16 protein-coding genes and 1 tRNA gene are annotated in these 15,830 nt (G+C 58.4%); 4 read left to right on the top strand and 13 right to left on the bottom strand.

Translation table 11 applies throughout. The features are described from left to right. Positions 1 to 106 precede the first annotated feature (106 nt). From FBY12_RS12505 to FBY12_RS12490, 4 genes are all read right to left on the bottom strand, one after another. The gene (locus FBY12_RS12505) at positions 107 to 478 is read right to left on the bottom strand and encodes a YMGG-like glycine zipper-containing protein (protein ID WP_145253023.1); all 372 of its coding nucleotides are present in this window, start codon (positions 476 to 478) and stop codon (positions 107 to 109) included. Between the two features lie 328 nt (positions 479 to 806). Next, on the bottom strand, positions 807 to 995 hold the full coding sequence (locus FBY12_RS12500; RefSeq protein ID WP_092271023.1) for a hypothetical protein: 189 nt from the start codon (positions 993 to 995) through the stop codon (positions 807 to 809). Between the two features lie 236 nt (positions 996 to 1,231). Next, a complete protein-coding gene (locus FBY12_RS12495; RefSeq protein WP_145253022.1) occupies positions 1,232 to 1,552 on the bottom strand; it encodes a YbjQ family protein in 321 nt (106 codons plus the stop codon). 182 nt (positions 1,553 to 1,734) lie between these two features. Beyond that, a tRNA-Ser gene (locus FBY12_RS12490) sits at positions 1,735 to 1,824 on the bottom strand. Positions 1,825 to 2,132: 308 nt separating this feature from the next. Here FBY12_RS12490 and FBY12_RS12485 point away from each other — a divergent pair. The 3 genes from FBY12_RS12485 to FBY12_RS12475 all read left to right on the top strand — a co-directional run bounded on the left by FBY12_RS12485 (position 2,133) and on the right by FBY12_RS12475 (position 4,873). Then, entirely contained in the window at positions 2,133 to 2,822 is a 690-nt protein-coding gene (locus FBY12_RS12485; RefSeq protein ID WP_101208302.1) for a crotonase/enoyl-CoA hydratase family protein, read from the top strand. Between the two features lie 213 nt (positions 2,823 to 3,035). After that, entirely contained in the window at positions 3,036 to 3,758 is a 723-nt protein-coding gene (locus FBY12_RS12480; protein WP_145253021.1) for a 1-acylglycerol-3-phosphate O-acyltransferase, read from the top strand. A gap of 143 nt (positions 3,759 to 3,901) precedes the next feature. Continuing rightward, on the top strand, positions 3,902 to 4,873 hold the full coding sequence (locus tag FBY12_RS12475) for a magnesium and cobalt transport protein CorA (protein WP_145253020.1): 972 nt from the start codon (positions 3,902 to 3,904) through the stop codon (positions 4,871 to 4,873). A 44-nt stretch (positions 4,874 to 4,917) separates the two neighbouring features. On the opposite strand, the gene FBY12_RS12470 is transcribed toward FBY12_RS12475, so the two are convergent. From FBY12_RS12470 to FBY12_RS12460, 3 genes are all read right to left on the bottom strand, one after another. Beyond that, positions 4,918 to 5,640, bottom strand: coding sequence for an amidotransferase (locus tag FBY12_RS12470; RefSeq protein ID WP_145253019.1), 723 nt, complete (start codon positions 5,638 to 5,640; stop codon positions 4,918 to 4,920). A 95-nt stretch (positions 5,641 to 5,735) separates the two neighbouring features. Further along, complete coding sequence (locus FBY12_RS12465) at positions 5,736 to 7,880, bottom strand: 3-hydroxyacyl-CoA dehydrogenase NAD-binding domain-containing protein (protein WP_145253018.1); 2,145 nt, start codon at positions 7,878 to 7,880, stop codon at positions 5,736 to 5,738. Between the two features lie 25 nt (positions 7,881 to 7,905). Continuing rightward, positions 7,906 to 9,111: an acetyl-CoA C-acetyltransferase gene (locus tag FBY12_RS12460; RefSeq protein WP_145253017.1), complete on the bottom strand. Its 1,206-nt coding sequence runs from the start codon at positions 9,109 to 9,111 to the stop codon at positions 7,906 to 7,908. Positions 9,112 to 9,717: 606 nt separating this feature from the next. On the opposite strand from FBY12_RS12460, the gene FBY12_RS12455 reads away from it, so the two are divergent. Beyond that, positions 9,718 to 10,539, top strand: coding sequence for a cytochrome c (locus FBY12_RS12455; RefSeq protein ID WP_145253314.1), 822 nt, complete (start codon positions 9,718 to 9,720; stop codon positions 10,537 to 10,539). Positions 10,540 to 11,074: 535 nt separating this feature from the next. Here the strand turns inward: FBY12_RS12455 and FBY12_RS12450 are convergent. From FBY12_RS12450 to FBY12_RS12425, 6 genes are all read right to left on the bottom strand, one after another. Next, positions 11,075 to 11,416 carry a ribonuclease E inhibitor RraB gene (locus FBY12_RS12450; protein WP_092271051.1) on the bottom strand — a complete coding sequence of 114 codons (342 nt, stop codon included), beginning with the start codon at positions 11,414 to 11,416 and terminating at the stop codon, positions 11,075 to 11,077. Positions 11,417 to 11,631: 215 nt separating this feature from the next. Further along, on the bottom strand, positions 11,632 to 11,865 hold the full coding sequence (locus tag FBY12_RS12445; RefSeq protein WP_121733439.1) for a hypothetical protein: 234 nt from the start codon (positions 11,863 to 11,865) through the stop codon (positions 11,632 to 11,634). Between the two features lie 222 nt (positions 11,866 to 12,087). Then, positions 12,088 to 12,279 carry a PLDc N-terminal domain-containing protein gene (locus FBY12_RS12440; RefSeq protein WP_092271060.1) on the bottom strand — a complete coding sequence of 64 codons (192 nt, stop codon included), beginning with the start codon at positions 12,277 to 12,279 and terminating at the stop codon, positions 12,088 to 12,090. 71 nt (positions 12,280 to 12,350) lie between these two features. Next, positions 12,351 to 12,881 (bottom strand): hypothetical protein, encoded by a 531-nt coding sequence (locus tag FBY12_RS12435; RefSeq protein ID WP_145253016.1) that lies wholly within the window; start codon positions 12,879 to 12,881, stop codon positions 12,351 to 12,353. 153 nt (positions 12,882 to 13,034) lie between these two features. Then, complete coding sequence (locus FBY12_RS12430) at positions 13,035 to 13,553, bottom strand: ankyrin repeat domain-containing protein (RefSeq protein WP_121733437.1); 519 nt, start codon at positions 13,551 to 13,553, stop codon at positions 13,035 to 13,037. Positions 13,554 to 13,650: 97 nt separating this feature from the next. After that, entirely contained in the window at positions 13,651 to 15,489 is a 1,839-nt protein-coding gene (locus tag FBY12_RS12425) for a long-chain-acyl-CoA synthetase (protein ID WP_145253015.1), read from the bottom strand. Positions 15,490 to 15,830: the final 341 nt, after the last annotated feature.

The following is a 15,830-nucleotide window of genomic DNA, read 5'->3' as shown; positions in this document are numbered from 1 at the left end:
TCGCTAACGAAGAGGGTGTTGCAAGAGATTGGAGCCGGATTCAAATAAAACGTTCAGAAACGCAAAAGCCCGGCAGCGAACCGGGCTTTTGCTCTGCTGCAAAAAATCAGTGGCGCTTGTGGCCCTTCGACAAATTGGTCCCGACTGCGCCACCCGCCGCACCACCCAGGCCTGCGCCGATGGTTGCGCCGTTCCTGCCGCCGAGGCTGTTGCCGATGACCGAGCCGCCAGCCGCGCCGACGCCGCCGCCGATCGCCGCTTTAGTGCGGCTGCGTTTCGGCGCGGCAATCGCGCTGCCTGCCGCACCCGCGACACCCGCACCAATCACTGCGCCGGTGCTGCCGCCCATTTTCTGACCGACCACATTACCCAGCGCGCCACCCAGGCCACCACCGAGCGCGGCAGTACCTTCGCCCGCAGCCATTGCACCTTGAGCAACCAGAAGCCCGAGAACCAGAGCCGGCAATGTTAAACGCATGTCGAAAACCTCAAAAAATGGGGGAAACAAGAAGTCGCTGATGAAATGTCTTAGCGATGCGGTCGTCCAGACACAAATCCCGCGCAACCGCCGCAATCAGCGACGGTTGGACAGCATTTACCGGAAAGGTTTTATGACAGGCAAAAAAAAGCCCGCTGGGGAACGGGCTGGAGTACTGCTTTCTAACGGATGAGCTGAGACTACGTAAGTCCTTGTGAAAACTTTGTGAAAGAAAAATCGCAATAACGTCAAGTGGCTGTAGGGCATTTCCTCAACACCATCCGCGCACAAAAAACCCCGCTCGATGGCGGGGTTGGCGTTGTTACGGTTACTTCCTGGAGGACACTGCCATTTTCGGCAGAAACTTCGACTTCAAGCCTCGCGTAGCCTTCGATTTGATCTTGCCGGTCTTGACCTGATCCTCACCGAAACTGGCCACGTACTCCGTCTGGCCGCACTGCACGCAATTGTTGATTGGAAACTCAGCCCCGTCGTCTTCGATATACGGATCAGCCATTTTCTGCCCCTTTCGCAAAACGGGGTCGACACCGGCAAGCCCTGATTGCCTGAAAAATATCGACCTCCAAGGCTTTTGAGACTAGCCGGTCATTACTGGACTTGCGGTTCAGATTGGCCAAGCGCCGACGAATGGAAGAGGTTTATCCAACCCGCATTCTCAGGAGTTCCAGCCCAGGTGGGTTAGGCGCTCTCGACAACGACCCGAACGAGCAACGTACGGGTCAGTCGAAAACCTCACCGCAGTTTTACGGCCGTCCCGGTGACGAACACCACGACCATCCCACCCTTGCCGCCCGGCATGCTGATCTCGAAATCCATGCCGACCACCGCGTCCGCCTGCAACGCTCGCGCCCGCTCCTTGATCTCGTCCGTCGCCTGCACGCGCGCCTCCAGCAACGCCCGTTCCAGCGTCTGCGAACGCCCGCCGAAAAAATCACGCATCCCGGCGAACATGTCGCGAATCACGTTCACGCCCTGCACCGACTCGGCGCTGACGATATCCAGGTAAGCGGTGATCTGCCGACCTTCGACGGTGTGGGTAGTCGTGGTGATCATGAGGTTTCCTTATGGATGGATTTTCGCTTCGAGGCAAACCGGGCAAGGTTACCGGATCATTGGCGCAGTTGCTGGCCGCAGGATGCGAGGTAGCGTGCCCACCTCGACCTGGAAAACCATACGCCAGAAACCACAAAACCCCTGACTTCTTTCGAAATCAGGGGTTCTGGTTACATCGAATTTGGCGGTGAAGGAGAGATTCGAACTCTCGATACAATTTCTTGTATACACACTTTCCAGGCGTGCTCCTTAAGCCACTCGGACACTTCACCGTATCTCTGCAAACATGTTCTGTCTGTCGAGGCGCGCTAATGTAGTCGAAAGCTTTTCCGATGGCAAATATTTTTTTCAGAATTTTCATGCGCTTAGCGATTCAGAGCTTCCGGCAGTTTCGTGGCTATGGCAAACCGGCCAATCTCCGGCGCGGCGCTCTCTTCTATATAGACAGGAATGCACGGCTGGCGCGGTCGGCTACCCTTCTGCGCCTGGCAAAGCATGACTGACGAGTCAGTCACGGCGCTTTACCTGGCCGGCGGCGGTGGGTAACGTCTGCCTCAACTTTCATACAAGGAATAGCGTCATGAGTGAGTTGATTTCCTACCACCTCGAAGACGGTATCGCGACCCTGACGTTGGCCAACGGCAAGGTGAACGCCATTTCGCCGGACGTGATTGCGGCGTTCAACGCTGCGCTGGATCAGGCTGTGACTGATCGTGCGGTGGTGATCATTACCGGCACGCCGGGGATTTTGTCCGGTGGTTATGACCTGAAAGTGATGACCGCCGGGCCTAAAGAAGCCGTGGCGCTGGTCACCGCCGGTTCGACGCTGGCGCGTCGTTTGCTCGCGCACCCGTTCCCGGTGATCGTCGCGTGCACCGGACATGCGGTGGCCAAAGGTGCGTTCCTGTTGTTGTCGGCCGATTACCGCATCGGCGTTGATGGCGCGTTCAGCATCGGTCTGAACGAAGTGCAGATCGGCATGACCATGCACCACGCCGGCATTGAGCTGGCACGTGATCGCTTGAGCAACGCGGCGTTCCATCGCTCGGTGATCAATGGCGAGATGTTCAACCCGCAGAGCGCGATTGCTGCCGGTTTCCTCGATGTCGTGGTCTCGGCCGAAGAACTGCAAGGTGCAGCGCTGGCGGCGGCGCGTCAGTTGAAGAAGATCAACATGAACGCGCACAAGGCCACCAAGTTGAAAGTGCGCAAGGCATTGCTGGAGACGCTGGACAACGCGATCATCCAGGACCAGGAACATCTGGGCTGAGCCCTATCCTGTGACAGCGAAAAGCCCGACCGCCGTGTCGGGCTTTTTCCTACGTCCCGTGTTGAAAAGTATGCAAGCGCTCTAGACTGCGTCTGACATCCCACTCTGAAACATGCGCTTAAACATCGCCTATCTCCGACCTCTATAGCGGCAATTGCCGAAAACAGTGCACATCCGTACACTGCGCCACCTTTCGTCCGGTGGGGCCTGTAAATGCTGTTTGTGTTTCGTATGTTGTTGATGGGCCTGCACTTTATTCTCGCTGGAGTGTTGGGCGTGCTGCTTGGGCTGTGCCGACCGTTCAATCCGGACAACAGTCGTTTGTGCGCGCGGCTGTATGCCTGGCCGGCGATGTGCATTTTGCGCCTGCGGGTCAAGGCTGACGTGGGGCCAATGATGAACAAACCTGAAAGCTGCGTGATCATCGCCAATCATCAATCCAACTATGACCTGTTTGTGCTGGGCAACGTGGTGCCGCGCCGCACCGTGTGCATCGGCAAAAAGAGCCTGAAATGGGTGCCGCTGTTCGGCCAGTTATTCTGGCTGGCGGGCAACGTGCTGATCGACCGGGGCAACGCGTACAAGGCGCGCAAGTCGATGCTAACCACCACGCACACCTTGCAACATGAAGACACTTCGATTTGGGTGTTCCCCGAAGGCACGCGCAATCTGGGCGAGGATTTGCTGCCGTTCAAGAAGGGCGCGTTCCAAATGGCTATCGCCGCCGGCGTGCCGATCATCCCGGTGTGTGTCAGCAGTTACGTCAAACACATGCGATTAAACCGCTGGCGCAGTGGGAAAATTCTGATCCGCTCGCTGCCGGCCATTCCTACCGCCGGTTTGAGCATGGACGACATGCCGCAGCTGATCGCCCAGTGCCGCGAGCAGATGCGCGAGTGCATCGCCGCGATGGATCAGCAGCTGAAAATCGCCTGAACCGGCGTAGGCAAACACTGCTGAGCAACAGAGGATTTTTTCTGCCGGCGAACTCTGCAGGTTTCACTGAATCTCAAGCAACACAAGGCTAAGCTGCACACTGCCTGCCACTGCCATTTGCTGACAAGAAGTGAACCAACATCATGGGTAGAGTTGTTGCTGCTGCGGTTTACAGCGCCGGTAAGAAAATCACCAATATCACCCTCGATGAAGGTGCGGCGTGGGCCGCCAAGCCCGGGCACTTTGTGTGGATCGGCCTCGAAGAGCCGAGCGCCGAGGAACTTACCGCGCTGCAAAGCCAGTTCAACCTGCACGAACTGGCCATCGAAGATGCCATGGAAAAACACAGCCGCCCGAAGCTGGAAACCTTCGGCGACGCGCTGTTCATCGTCACCTACTCGCCGATTCGCAACGACGGCAAACTCGAATTCATCGAAACGCATATCTTTGCCGGCAACGGCTACATCATCACCGCCCGCAACGGCCACTCGGCGTCCTACGCGTATGTCAGACAACGCTGCGAGGCGCGTCCGATTTTGCTCGAACACGGCGAGGATTTTGTCCTCTACGCGATTCTCGATTTCGTCATCGAGAACTATCAGCCGGTCGGCGAAGCGATTCACGCCGAAATCGATGAGCTGGAACGCAACGTGTTGTGCAGCGCGCTGAACGAGCGCGATATCCAGAAACTTCACGGCTTGCGGCGCGACGTATTGCGCTTGCGGCGCTACGCGGCGCCGATGGTCGAGATTGGCGAGGAACTGCAAAAACTCAGTTTCCCGTTCATCGACAAGAACATGCGCCCGTACTTCCGCGATGTGCAGATTCACGTCACGCGGCAGATGGAAGACCTGACGACGTTGGCGGATATTGCCAGCCAGACCATTGAAGTCGGGGTGTTGCTGGAAGCGTCACGTCAAAGCGTGGTGCAGCGCAAGTTTGCGGCGTGGGCAGCGATTCTCGCGTTCCCGACAGCGGTGGCGGGGATTTACGGGATGAATTTCCAGAACATGCCGGAATTGAGCTGGCATTACGGCTATTTCGGCGTGCTGGGATTTATTGCGGTGGGATGTGTGAGTTTGTGGGCGAGTTTCAAAAAGTCTGGCTGGCTGTAGAAATCCTGTGGTGAGGGGGCAAACCCCCTCACCACAGATTTGGCTCAGACCGTTGTTGGCTTGTGCGCCACAAAGCGCATCATCCATTCCGCCACCGTGGTGCCGTGATGTTCACTTGCAAGGCTGGCCACGCCTTTCGAATAGACCTGTTCGCCCAACGCTTCCTGACGAATATCCAGCAGCGCGCGCGAGTAATCGTGAATGAATTCCGGGTGACCCTGGAAGCACAGCACCTGATCGTTGATGTGGTACGCGGCGAACGGGCAGAAATCGCTTGAAGCAATTACCGTGGCGTTTTCCGGCAGCGCGGTGACCTGGTCCTGGTGACTGATCAGCAGCGTCAGCTCTTCGCGAACCGGGTTCATCCACGGCGCTTTTGCCGCCAGTTTGTAGTTGTGAGTGCCAACGCCCCAGCCTGCGGTCGAGCGCTCGCTTTTGCCACCCAGCAGCAACGCCAACAACTGATGGCCGAAACACACGCCAATCAATTTGTCGCCGCGCTCGTAGCGCTTCAACAAGTAAGTACGCAGGGTTTCGATCCAGGGATCGGTGCCGAAGGAATCGGCCTTGCTGCCGGTGATCAGATACGCATCGAATGTCAGCTCATCACTCGGGTATTCACCCTGCACCACGTTGTAAACGGTGAACTCGGCTTCGATCGGCTGTTGCGAAAACAGACGCTGGAACATCTGCCCGTAACCCTGATATTGATCGACCAGTTCTGGACGCAGGTTGTCGGTTTCAAGAATGCAGATGCGTAACGACATAAAAAATACCTGACACGTGATGGGAATAATGCACACCGCGAAGCCTGCCTCGAAACACGGTGGCAAGGCAAGCCCCGGCGTGCGTCATCGATCCCTTAAAACATCTCGCCTTTCGCGGCTTTTTCCAGCAGCAACGCGGGCGGGGCAAAGCGTTCGCCGTACTGTTCGGCCAAGTATTGCGCGCGGGCAACAAAGTCTTTCAGGCCATATTGATTGATGAACTGCAACGCGCCGCCGGTCCACGCGGCGAAGCCGATGCCGAAGATCGAGCCAATGTTGGCGTCCGCCGTCGAGGTGAGCACGCCCTCCTCCACGCAGCGCACAGTTTCGATTGCTTGCACGAACAGCAGCCGATCACGCACGTCCTTCGGCGAAATCTGTCCGTCGGCCTTCTCGAAACGCGTCTTCAGTTCCGCCCACAAATGTTTCTGCCCGGCCGCCGGGTAATCGTAAAAACCCGCACCAGCGGCTTTGCCCGAACGCTTGTATTCGTTGAGCAGCAAGTCAATCACGGCGAACGCCGGGTGCTCGATCAGCGGTTTCCCTTCTGCTTGCAGATCCTTCGCCGTTTGTTGTCGGATGTGGCTCATGAGGCTGAGGGAAACTTCGTCGGAGATTGCCAGCGGCCCGATCGGCATCCCGGCCTTGCGCGCCTCGGTCTCGATCATCGGCGCGCTCACGCCTTCGCCGAGCATGGCGATGCCTTCATTGGTGAACGTGCCAAACACCCGCGAGGTAAAGAAGCCACGACTGTCGTTGACCACAATCGGGGTTTTCTTGATTTGCAGGACGAAATCGAAACCGCGCGCCAGGCTTCCATCACTGGTGCGCGCGCCTTTGATGATTTCCACCAGCGGCATTTTTTCCACCGGACTGAAGAAGTGCAGGCCGATGAATTTGCTTTGATCCGGCACCGCAGTGGCCAGGCCGCTGATGGGCAACGTCGAGGTATTGGACGCGATCAACGCGTCGGCGCCGACGACTTGCTGCGCCGCCGCAGACACCTTGGCTTTCAGGTCGCGATCTTCAAACACCGCTTCAATGATCAGGTCGCAACCGGCCAGGTCGGCATCGCTGTCGGTGGTTTTGATCCGCGCCAGCACCGCGTCGCGCTGTTCGGCGCTCAACTGGCCGCGCGCCACTTTCTTCTCCAGCAACGACGCGGAATGCGCTTTGCCCTTCTCCGCCGCCGCAACGTTGATGTCCTTGAGCACCACTTCGATGCCCGCCGAAGCGCTGACGAACGCGATCCCGGCGCCCATCATTCCGGCACCAAGCACGCCAACCTTCTTGGTCACATAAGGCGCAAAACCCTGCGGCCGCGAACCGCCGGCATTGATCTCATTCAGTTGAAACCAGAAGGTGCCAATGAGGTTTTTCGCGACCTGGCCGGTGGTCAATTCGGTGAAATAGCGGGTTTCGATCAAGTGCGCAGTGTCGAAATCGACCTGTGCACCTTCGACTGCCGCACAGAGGATTTTTTCCGGCGCGGGCATGCAGCCCTGGGTTTTGGCGCGCAGGATCGACGGCGCGATGGCCAGCATCTGCGCGACTTTCGGGTTCGACGGCGTGCCACCGGGGATCTGGTAACCCTTCACGTCCCAGCGCTGCACGGCGCTGGGATTGGCAACGATCCACGCCCGCGCCTTGGTCAGCAATTGATCGTGATCCGCCGCCAGCTCATCAACCAAACCCGCCTGCAACGCCTGTTGCGGGCGGACCTTTTTGCCTTCGAGCAAGTACGGCAACGCTTTCTCCAGGCCCAACATGCGCACCATGCGCACCACCCCGCCGCCGCCCGGCAGCAAGCCAAGCGTGACTTCCGGCAGGCCGAGTTGCACCGAAGGATTGTCCAGCGCGACCCGATGATGGCAGGCCAGGCAGATTTCCCAGCCGCCGCCCAGCGCCGCGCCGTTGATTGCGGCGACCACCGGTTTGCCCAGGGTTTCCAGGGTGCGCAATTGCCCCTTCAGGGTCAGCACCATGTCGTAGAACGCTTTGGCTTCGGGTTTGCCGATCTTGATCAGTTCATTGAGGTCGCCGCCGGCAAAAAAAGTCTTCTTCGCCGAGGTGATGATCACCCCGGCGATGGTGTCCTTGTCCGCCACCAGCCGGGCGACGCAGGTGGCCATGGCGTCGCGGTAAACCGCGTTCATGGTGTTGGCGCTCTGGCCCGGCATGTCGATGGTCAGGACCACGATCTGGTCCGGGCCTTTTTCGTAACGAATGGCTTCAGTCATGAGGGAATTTCCTTGAAGTCGGGGCTCAGAGGCGTTCGATGATGGTGGCAATGCCCATGCCGCCGCCGACACACAGGGTCGCGAGGCCGTAGCGCAGGCGCCGGGTTTCCAGTTCATCGAGCAAGGTGCCGAGGATCGCGCAACCAGTGGCGCCCAACGGATGGCCCATGGCAATCGAGCCACCATTGACGTTGACCTTGTCCGGGTCGATCGCCATGTCTTTGATGAACTTCAACACCACCGAGGCGAAGGCCTCGTTGACCTCGAACAGATCGATGTCTTCGACGCGCAACCCGGCTTTGGCCAAGGCTTTGCGCGTGGCCGGCGCCGGGCCGGTGAGCATGATCGTCGGGTCGGTACTGGTGACCGCCGTCGCGACGATCCGCGCTCGTGGTTGCAACCCCAGCGCGCGGCCCTTGGCTTCGGAGCCAATCAGCATCAGCGCGGCGCCGTCGACGATCCCGGAGCTGTTGCCCGGCGTGTGCACGTGGTTGATCCGTTCGACGTGGCTGTATACGCGCAGCGCGGTGGCGTCAAAACCCATTTGCCCCATCATCTCGAAACTCGGTTTGAGCTTGCCGAGGCCTTCCAGCGTCGATTCGGCGCGGATGAATTCATCGTGATCGAGCAGGATGATGCCGTTCTGGTCCTGTACCGGCACCAGTGATTTGTTGAAAGAGCCATCCGCCCTCGCCCGCGCAGCTTTTTGCTGGGAGTGCAGCGCGTAGGCATCGACGTCCTGACGGCTGAAACCTTCGATGGTGGCGATCAGGTCGGCGCCCACGCCTTGCGGGGTGAAATGGCTGTGCAAGTTGGTTTCAGGGTCCAGCGCCCACGCGCCGCCGTCGCTGCCCATCGGCACACGCGACATCGACTCGACGCCGCCGACCACCACCAGATCCTCGAACCCGGAACGGACTTTCATTGCGCCGAGGTTCACCGCTTCCAGGCCCGAAGCGCAGAACCGGTTGATTTGCACGCCCGCGACGCTGACGTCCCAATCGGCAACTTGCGTGGCGGTCTTGGCGATGTCCGAACCTTGATCGCCGATCGGTGTGACGCAACCGAGCACCACGTCATCGACCTGGCTGGTGTCGAGGGACGTGCGTTGTTGCAACGCGGTCAGCAACCCGGCCACCAGATTCACCGGTTTGACGCTGTGCAGCGCGCCATCAGCCTTGCCTTTGCCACGGGGCGTGCGTAGCGCGTCGAAAATCAAAGCTTGGGTCATGACGTCCTCGAACCTGTGCGGGGAGTAAATGCTGAGTGGTCACCTTAAGCCCAGCGGCGTTGGATTCAATGACCGCAATGCTCATCGACGTTGACGCTCACGCTCAGACGGACGGTAGTCAGCTATCGGATTAACCGTTTCAGGTGACCAAGGTGTCTAGCCAACGGGCGTGCAAGCAGCTGGCAATAGGCCTCATGCCTTTTTAAGAGCTTTTTCCCTGCGCTCCAGACGAAATGGATCTAAACCACGAGTGACGCGGGCTCTAAGGTGAACATGTGCGAAGTTGTCGTCGGGTTTTGCCGAGGCACTCGTCTGACAGGAAGTGCAACGCTCTGCCGTCATGGAGATATGCAGGCAAGCATCAGGAAATAACAAAAAAGGCGGTCAGCCATGTTCAAACATTCGAAAGTACGTCAAGCGGGACTCATCTTATTCGCCACCACGCTGTTGTTGATTTTGCCTAACTTGACCAAGGTGATTGGTTAGGCGGTTGATCGAAAACGGCGCCAGGTTTTGTTATCGCCCGAACGGATTTGATTGGAAAAGTTGCCTGGCTCGCTACCCGAGCCAGCGTGGGTGTGCCAACCTTCCCGGCACTTCCACGACATGGACGGCGATCATTTGAGAGCTTTTCTACTGATTGGGGCCATGCTGTTCGGCACGCCCCTGTTTGCCGCACAGCTGAACCTGCAGCTGGGCGCGAGCACTCGCACCTGGCAGACCGAGGAGTTGCTCAAGCATCCTCAAGTCCAAACCATCAATATCAGCAACGACGTTTCTTACAAACGCGACATGCGCTATCAGGCGGTGCCGTTGGCTGCGTTGTTGACTGGCGTTAAACCTGAAGATCACCTGCAAGCCGTGGCACTTGATGGTTTTGCCGCTGAATTGGCGGCCGCGCCGTTGCTGAATAAACACGGCGCGCAGGCCTGGCTGGCGATTGAAGAACCGGGCAAACCGTGGCCAGCGCTGTCGGCGAACAAGCCCAGCGCCGGGCCGTTTTATCTGGTCTGGACCGATCCGCAGGCCGGCAATATCAGCCCCGAGCAATGGCCGTTTCAGGTCGCCAGCATCAAGCGCATGGCGCCGGTAGCCGAGCGCTTTCCGGCGTTGTTGCCGGATCCGGCGTTGAAGGTGGACGATCCGGTGAACCAGGGATTTGCGCTGTTTCAAAAGAATTGTCTGGCGTGCCACCGGCTCAATGGCGCGGGCGATGCGCAGTTTGGGCCGGACCTGAATATCCCGTACAACCCCACCGAATATTTCGGCGCCGACTTCCTCAAACGCTACATCCGCGACCCGCAAAGCCTGCGCCATTGGCCACAGGCGAAAATGCCAGGTTTCTCTGAGCAGGTATTGCCGGCGGCGGATCTGGATAAATTGGTCGCGTATCTGCGGCACATGGCCGGGCGCAAAACCCAGCAATAACACGCGCTCAATCCAATCCAAACAACTTGTGTGGGAGCCGAGCTTGCTCGCGATAGCGGTGGGCCAGCCAATACAGTTTTGTCAGATCCGACGCCTTCGCGAGCAAGCTCAGCTCCTACAAGGGCGAAACGCATGCAATCCCTGTGGGAGCCGAGCTTGCTCGCGATAGCGGTGAGTCAGGCAAACAGTTTCGTCAGATCCGACGCCTTCGCGAGCAAGCTCAGCTCCTACAAGGGCGAAACGCATGCAATCCCTGTGGGAGCCGAGCTTGCTCGCGATTGCGGTGGGTCAGCTAATGCAGTTCTGTCTGACCCGACGCTTTCGCGAGCAAGCTCAGCTCCTACAAGGGCGAAACGCGTGCATCCCTGTGGGAGCCGAGCTTGCTCGCGATAGCGGTGAGCCAGCCAATACAGTTCTGTCTGACCCGACGCCTTCGCGAGCAAGCTCGGCTCCTACAGGGTTTATGCGAACCCCAAAAACGAAAACGGCCAACCCGAAGGTCAGCCGTTAGTGGATGTTGTCGCTGTTCATAGTGTTATGCGAGTAGCCCTCGTACCTCCTGCTTGACGCCCCAGCCCTCGATAATTCCGCCCAGAGGCTCGACCACCGCCTCGAAATCCTGCTCGAAATCGCCAATACCGTCGTAGGTGGCGTGCATCACTTTGCTCAATTCCAAATGCCAGGCGCCGTCGTCACGCACGCTGACCTGCGCATTCAGCGATTCACCACAAAAATGCACTGCTGCTCTGCGGGCCCGTTCCTCGTCCGGGAAAATTGCGTAGAACTCGATGGGATGGAACCGTGAAAAATCGAAACCGCCTTCCTTCATGCGGCGCAGCACGCTGGTGCTGATGTCTTCTTGATAGGCTGTGCTCATGAATCGTCCTCCTGAAATACATTGGATAGACTTTCCGTACTCCCATTGCCCGCAACCGATTGGCGCGGACATTACGGCAAACCAGGTTGCCGCCGGGGTTTAAGCATGTAGCTGACAAGACCAGACCTTAGCGATCCATTCGCTGATCTCGCTTGCAGAGTAGCCCCATCTCGGAGCTGCTGCCAAGGTCTGGTTGAGAATGAGACAGGTGAGGTTCAGGCAGGGGTAATGCCGACGATTTCAATGCTGTTCTGGGTTTTCAGACTTTTGACGGTGGCGTCGCTGGTCCGCCCTTCCAGATCATTCAGATCCAGTTCCGCAGCCACAGGCAGGAATCGAGCCTTGATGAGTTTGGCGGCGTGCTCGTTATCCGGGCATTCCTCGCACTCGAAGACTTCATCGACCGTTTCACCGTGATCATCTACGAAAGTGATTTTCCACTTTGACATCAGTGCCTCCTCGATCAAACCCGCAAATGGGCTTACAACTATCTGGACTTATGCACTGGGTGATCGTTCAAACGGATTGCGTCACTGGGTCAGCAAAAAATTACTGCAGCCCTGAAGGAGCAAAGCTTGCTTGCGAAGGGGCTGTGCCAGTCAAAACATCTGTCGACGGGTACAGCGCTTTCGCGAGCAAGCTTTGCTCCTACGGTTTCGGCGTCATGCCTGTCAGATGCGCACATTGCCTCGTGGTCCGGCGATGGCCCAGATGATCAGGCCCAGTACCGGCAGCAGCAGGATCAGCAGCACCCAGACGATTTTCATCCCGGTGGTGGCGCCACTTTTCAGCACGTTGATGATGGCCCAGATGTCGAGGGCGAAAATGATCAGGCCAATCAGACCGTTAAACGTCGAACCCATGGTGTTGCTCCCTAAAAAGTGACATGCAGTCTTAGGATAGCCGGCCCTGACGAGGGTTCCGTTTTATTGCATTAAACGTGAATCGCCACTTTCAGCGCTTCCAGGGACGGCGCGGCAGCGATGCCGACTTCGGCGCACAGTTCAAGAACACGCGGCACGTCGTTGCCATAAACCAACACCACTTGCAGTTCGTCGTCGAGCAACTGGCTGAAGTTCATCAGCGTGTAACCGCCGTTTTCCTTGTTCATGCTGCTCATCTGCACCTGGATGCGGTTGAGCGCCGTCAGCGCTTCAGTCTTGGCCAGTTGCTTGGGTTTGAGGTTGAAGTCGACGCCGGGCCCGAACGACGCGACGATCTGCGCGAACAGGTCCACGTAGGTGTCAGCCTGGAACAGCACGGTGTCCGGCAGACTGCCGACCACCACCCACTCGCCCAATGGCATCGGGAAGGTGTCGTCGTAGTTGATGTCGGGATTGGCTGTCAGGAAAGCTTGCGGATCAGCGTAGGCCTGCGCCGCTTCGTCAGCGATCTTGAGGATTTCGTCATCGCCCATGCACCCGGAGCTGATTTTGCTGACGAGTTCGACGAGTGCGGTTTTCATGGCGCGGATCCTGTAGCGAAGGAGAATTTTGAGGGCGCGAAGGATACAGCATTCCGCCGCCCCTTGACGCTGTGGGAGCCAGGCTTGCCCGCGATGACATCAGCGAAATCGCCATCGCAGGCAAGCCATGCTCCTACCGGACAAACGTCAATTTCAGGCCAACAGCTTCTCAAGCTGCGCCAGCGTATCCACGGCGCCCATGGTTCTCGCTGCATCGATGGCGCTCGCGCCATTGGCGTCCTTGGCGCGCGGGTCGGCGCCCTTGCTGATCAGGTAATCGACGATCTCCACGCGGTTGAACATCGCCGCCATCATCAGCGCCGTGCGGCCATCGAACGCCGAACCGTCAACCTGCGCCCCACCTTCCACCAGCGCTTTGACCACCGCCAGATCGCCCTTGTACGCGGCGCCGGCAATCGGGCTCTGGCCGTTGTCGTTGCGGATCTCGGGATCGGCCTTGTGCTCGAGCAGTACCTTCACCGTCTCGGCGTGACAGTGGTACGCCGCGAGCATCAACAAAGTGTCGCCCTTGTGGTTGCGCAGGTTCGGCGGCAGGCCTTTGGTCAGCAGCGCTGCCATCATCGCGGCATCGCCCTCGCGCGCTTTGTTGAACACCTGTTCGGCAAATTCAGCAGCTTCTTCGGGCGTCATCTGGCGGCTTTGGTCTGACATAGGGACTCCATAATTGGTCGTTCGCAAAAAGCCGACAGTTTCCCGAGCGGCCTCGCGCCTGTCACTCATTTTTTCTCATGCGCTGCCATAGCCGGATTTAATAGCGGTACTTGCCCGCGTCAATATCCGCCAGTACCTGCGTGGTCACTTGCACGTAAGTCTGGCTGCCCGGCAGCCACGCATAGATCGGATCATCAGCGGTTTTGCCTGGGTCGAAACCCTCATTCTTGAGCCGGGTTTTCTGATATTTGAAGGTCCCGGTGGTTTCCATTTTGACCTTCACCCGCAAGAACAACGGCACTGCGTACGCCGGCAGGTGCTGTTGGAGAAAACTCAGCAATTCGCTGAAATCGAGGGTCGCCAGCGACTCGGCGGGCGTGATCGCGGCCATGCCGGCGCGGCCATTGGTGTTGCAGATTTCCACACCGTAAGCCACGGCTTCGGAGATATTCGGGTGTTGCAGCAGAATGTTCTCGACTTCGGTGGTCGAGACGTTTTCGCCCTTCCAGCGATAGGTGTCGCCCAAGCGATCAACAAACTGCGCATGGCCAAAACCGATGTTGCGCAACAAGTCGCCGGTGTTGAAATAGCGGTCGCCCTTGCTGAACACATCGCGGAGCACGACTTTTTCAGTTTTCTGCGGATCGGTGTAGCCGTCGAGCGGCGCTTTGTCGTCGATTCTGGCGAGCAACAAACCCTGCCCGCCCTTGGCGACTTTGCTCATCAAGCCGTTGGCGTTGCGGATCGGCGCGCCACTGTCGTGGTCGTATGCCACCAGCTCCCAGTTCATCAGCGAAAAACCGATGGTGTTGTCGAAGTTGAGAATGTTGCTGAAACCAATGTTGCCGTCGCTGGCCGCGTAGAGCTCGCAGATGTGGCCAACGCCAAACCGCGTCTTGAATTGTTGCCACGCGCCGGGGCGCAGGCCGTTGCCGATCATCTTGGTCACGCTGTGCTGGTTGTCGTCGGCGCTGGGCGGTTGATCGACCAGATAACGGCACAATTCGCCGACATAACCGAGGGTGGTCGCGCGGTACTTGCGCACGTCGTTCCAGAACTGGCTGGCGCTGAACTTGCGCCGAATCGCGAATGCCGACGCGCCGCTGATCGCCGAGCCCCAGCACACGCACAGGCCGGTGGCGTGATACAGCGGCAACGGGCAATAGACGACGTCTGCGGGGCGCATGTCCAACGCGATCAAACCGAAACTCGCCGAGCTGCGCATCCAGCGCCCGTGTTTGAACACGCCGGCCTTGGGCAGCCCGGTGGTGCCGGAGGTGTAGATGTAAAAGCAGGTGTCATCGCAAAACACCTGTTGGCTGCTTGGCGGGTTGTGGTTTCGACCGGCGTCACCAGTGTCGGCGCTGACTTTCATCAAGTTGATAAAGCCGTCGGGCGAAATGCCCGGACTGCCATAAGTGTCGCGGTCGGCGACAAACCACGTGCGTGTTTCGGCGATCGCAACGCGCTGGCGGACTGCGGAGTACGCCGGCACCAGCTCTTCGCCGACGATAATCGCGACCGGCGCCACGAGGCTGAGGCTGTGAACCAGCGCGTCACGAGTCTGCGAAGTGTTGAGCAACGCGCTGACCGCGCCGACCTTGGCCACGGCGAGAATGCTCACCAGCAGTTCCGGGCGGTTCTCGATGAAAATTGCCACCGCGTCGCCCTTGCGGATGCCTTGGCTGATCAGATGATGAGCGATGCGATTGGCCCACTGATTGACCTGCGCATAGGTCAGCGCCACGTCGTTTTGCAGCAGCGCGAGGCCTTCGGGGTTGCGCAAAGTCGCCTGTTCAAAGGTCCAGGCAAGGCCACACGGTTGGGTCGGGTCCTTGACGTTGGCGACTTTCATGCCCTTCACCACGCGGGGAATGGCTTTGGCGATCGTCGGCAATTTGCGGAGCATCATGCCCCAGGTGATCGTGTCGCGCATGGTGGCTCCCGGTCGGTCTTCTTATTATCGGGCGGCATGGAATGAGCCCGAAAATACGTCAGCCGTTCCGACGCTGTACACGCGGTTTTTGCAATGTTTTGTATCCGCTGCACTCAGGTGGGAAAACGCGATTCTGGGTTTTCCGTTTGGTTCCGTTGAATCGTGCAAAACCACGCAAAATGCAGGATGCACGATGGCCATTCATGCAGATTGCACGAAAGCATAAATTCGACATATAAATAACTTGTTGATTTGTAAGAGTTTTTTATTTGCTTCGTGCTGGCACAATCACTGCAACTACCTCTCCATGCTTGCTAATCAAGTGCTAACGGAGCTGATAG

It is taken from the genome of Pseudomonas sp. SJZ131 (assembly GCF_007828705.1).
GTDB lineage: Bacteria > Pseudomonadota > Gammaproteobacteria > Pseudomonadales > Pseudomonadaceae > Aquipseudomonas > Aquipseudomonas prosekii.
This window is presented reverse-complemented; position numbering and strand designations above follow the sequence as displayed.

What these genes read in the sequence shown, in the direction of transcription:
- FBY12_RS12440 (WP_092271060.1), bottom strand. Translation starts at nt 12,279, where the DNA reads ATGGGTTCGACGTTTAACGGTCTGATTGGCCTGATCATTTTCGCCCTC.
- FBY12_RS12495 (WP_145253022.1), bottom strand. Translation starts at nt 1,552, where the DNA reads ATGATCACCACGACTACCCACACCGTCGAAGGTCGGCAGATCACCGCT.
- FBY12_RS12455 (WP_145253314.1), top strand. Translation starts at nt 9,718, where the DNA reads ATGGACGGCGATCATTTGAGAGCTTTTCTACTGATTGGGGCCATGCTG.
- FBY12_RS12465 (WP_145253018.1), bottom strand. Translation starts at nt 7,880, where the DNA reads ATGACTGAAGCCATTCGTTACGAAAAAGGCCCGGACCAGATCGTGGTC.
- FBY12_RS12460 (WP_145253017.1), bottom strand. Translation starts at nt 9,111, where the DNA reads ATGACCCAAGCTTTGATTTTCGACGCGCTACGCACGCCCCGTGGCAAA.
- FBY12_RS12450 (WP_092271051.1), bottom strand. Translation starts at nt 11,416, where the DNA reads ATGAGCACAGCCTATCAAGAAGACATCAGCACCAGCGTGCTGCGCCGC.
- FBY12_RS12435 (WP_145253016.1), bottom strand. Translation starts at nt 12,881, where the DNA reads ATGAAAACCGCACTCGTCGAACTCGTCAGCAAAATCAGCTCCGGGTGC.
- FBY12_RS12425 (WP_145253015.1), bottom strand. Translation starts at nt 15,489, where the DNA reads ATGCGCGACACGATCACCTGGGGCATGATGCTCCGCAAATTGCCGACG.
- FBY12_RS12500 (WP_092271023.1), bottom strand. Translation starts at nt 995, where the DNA reads ATGGCTGATCCGTATATCGAAGACGACGGGGCTGAGTTTCCAATCAAC.
- FBY12_RS12505 (WP_145253023.1), bottom strand. Translation starts at nt 478, where the DNA reads ATGCGTTTAACATTGCCGGCTCTGGTTCTCGGGCTTCTGGTTGCTCAA.
- FBY12_RS12480 (WP_145253021.1), top strand. Translation starts at nt 3,036, where the DNA reads ATGCTGTTTGTGTTTCGTATGTTGTTGATGGGCCTGCACTTTATTCTC.
- FBY12_RS12485 (WP_101208302.1), top strand. Translation starts at nt 2,133, where the DNA reads ATGAGTGAGTTGATTTCCTACCACCTCGAAGACGGTATCGCGACCCTG.
- FBY12_RS12475 (WP_145253020.1), top strand. Translation starts at nt 3,902, where the DNA reads ATGGGTAGAGTTGTTGCTGCTGCGGTTTACAGCGCCGGTAAGAAAATC.
- FBY12_RS12470 (WP_145253019.1), bottom strand. Translation starts at nt 5,640, where the DNA reads ATGTCGTTACGCATCTGCATTCTTGAAACCGACAACCTGCGTCCAGAA.
- FBY12_RS12430 (WP_121733437.1), bottom strand. Translation starts at nt 13,553, where the DNA reads ATGTCAGACCAAAGCCGCCAGATGACGCCCGAAGAAGCTGCTGAATTT.
- FBY12_RS12445 (WP_121733439.1), bottom strand. Translation starts at nt 11,865, where the DNA reads ATGTCAAAGTGGAAAATCACTTTCGTAGATGATCACGGTGAAACGGTC.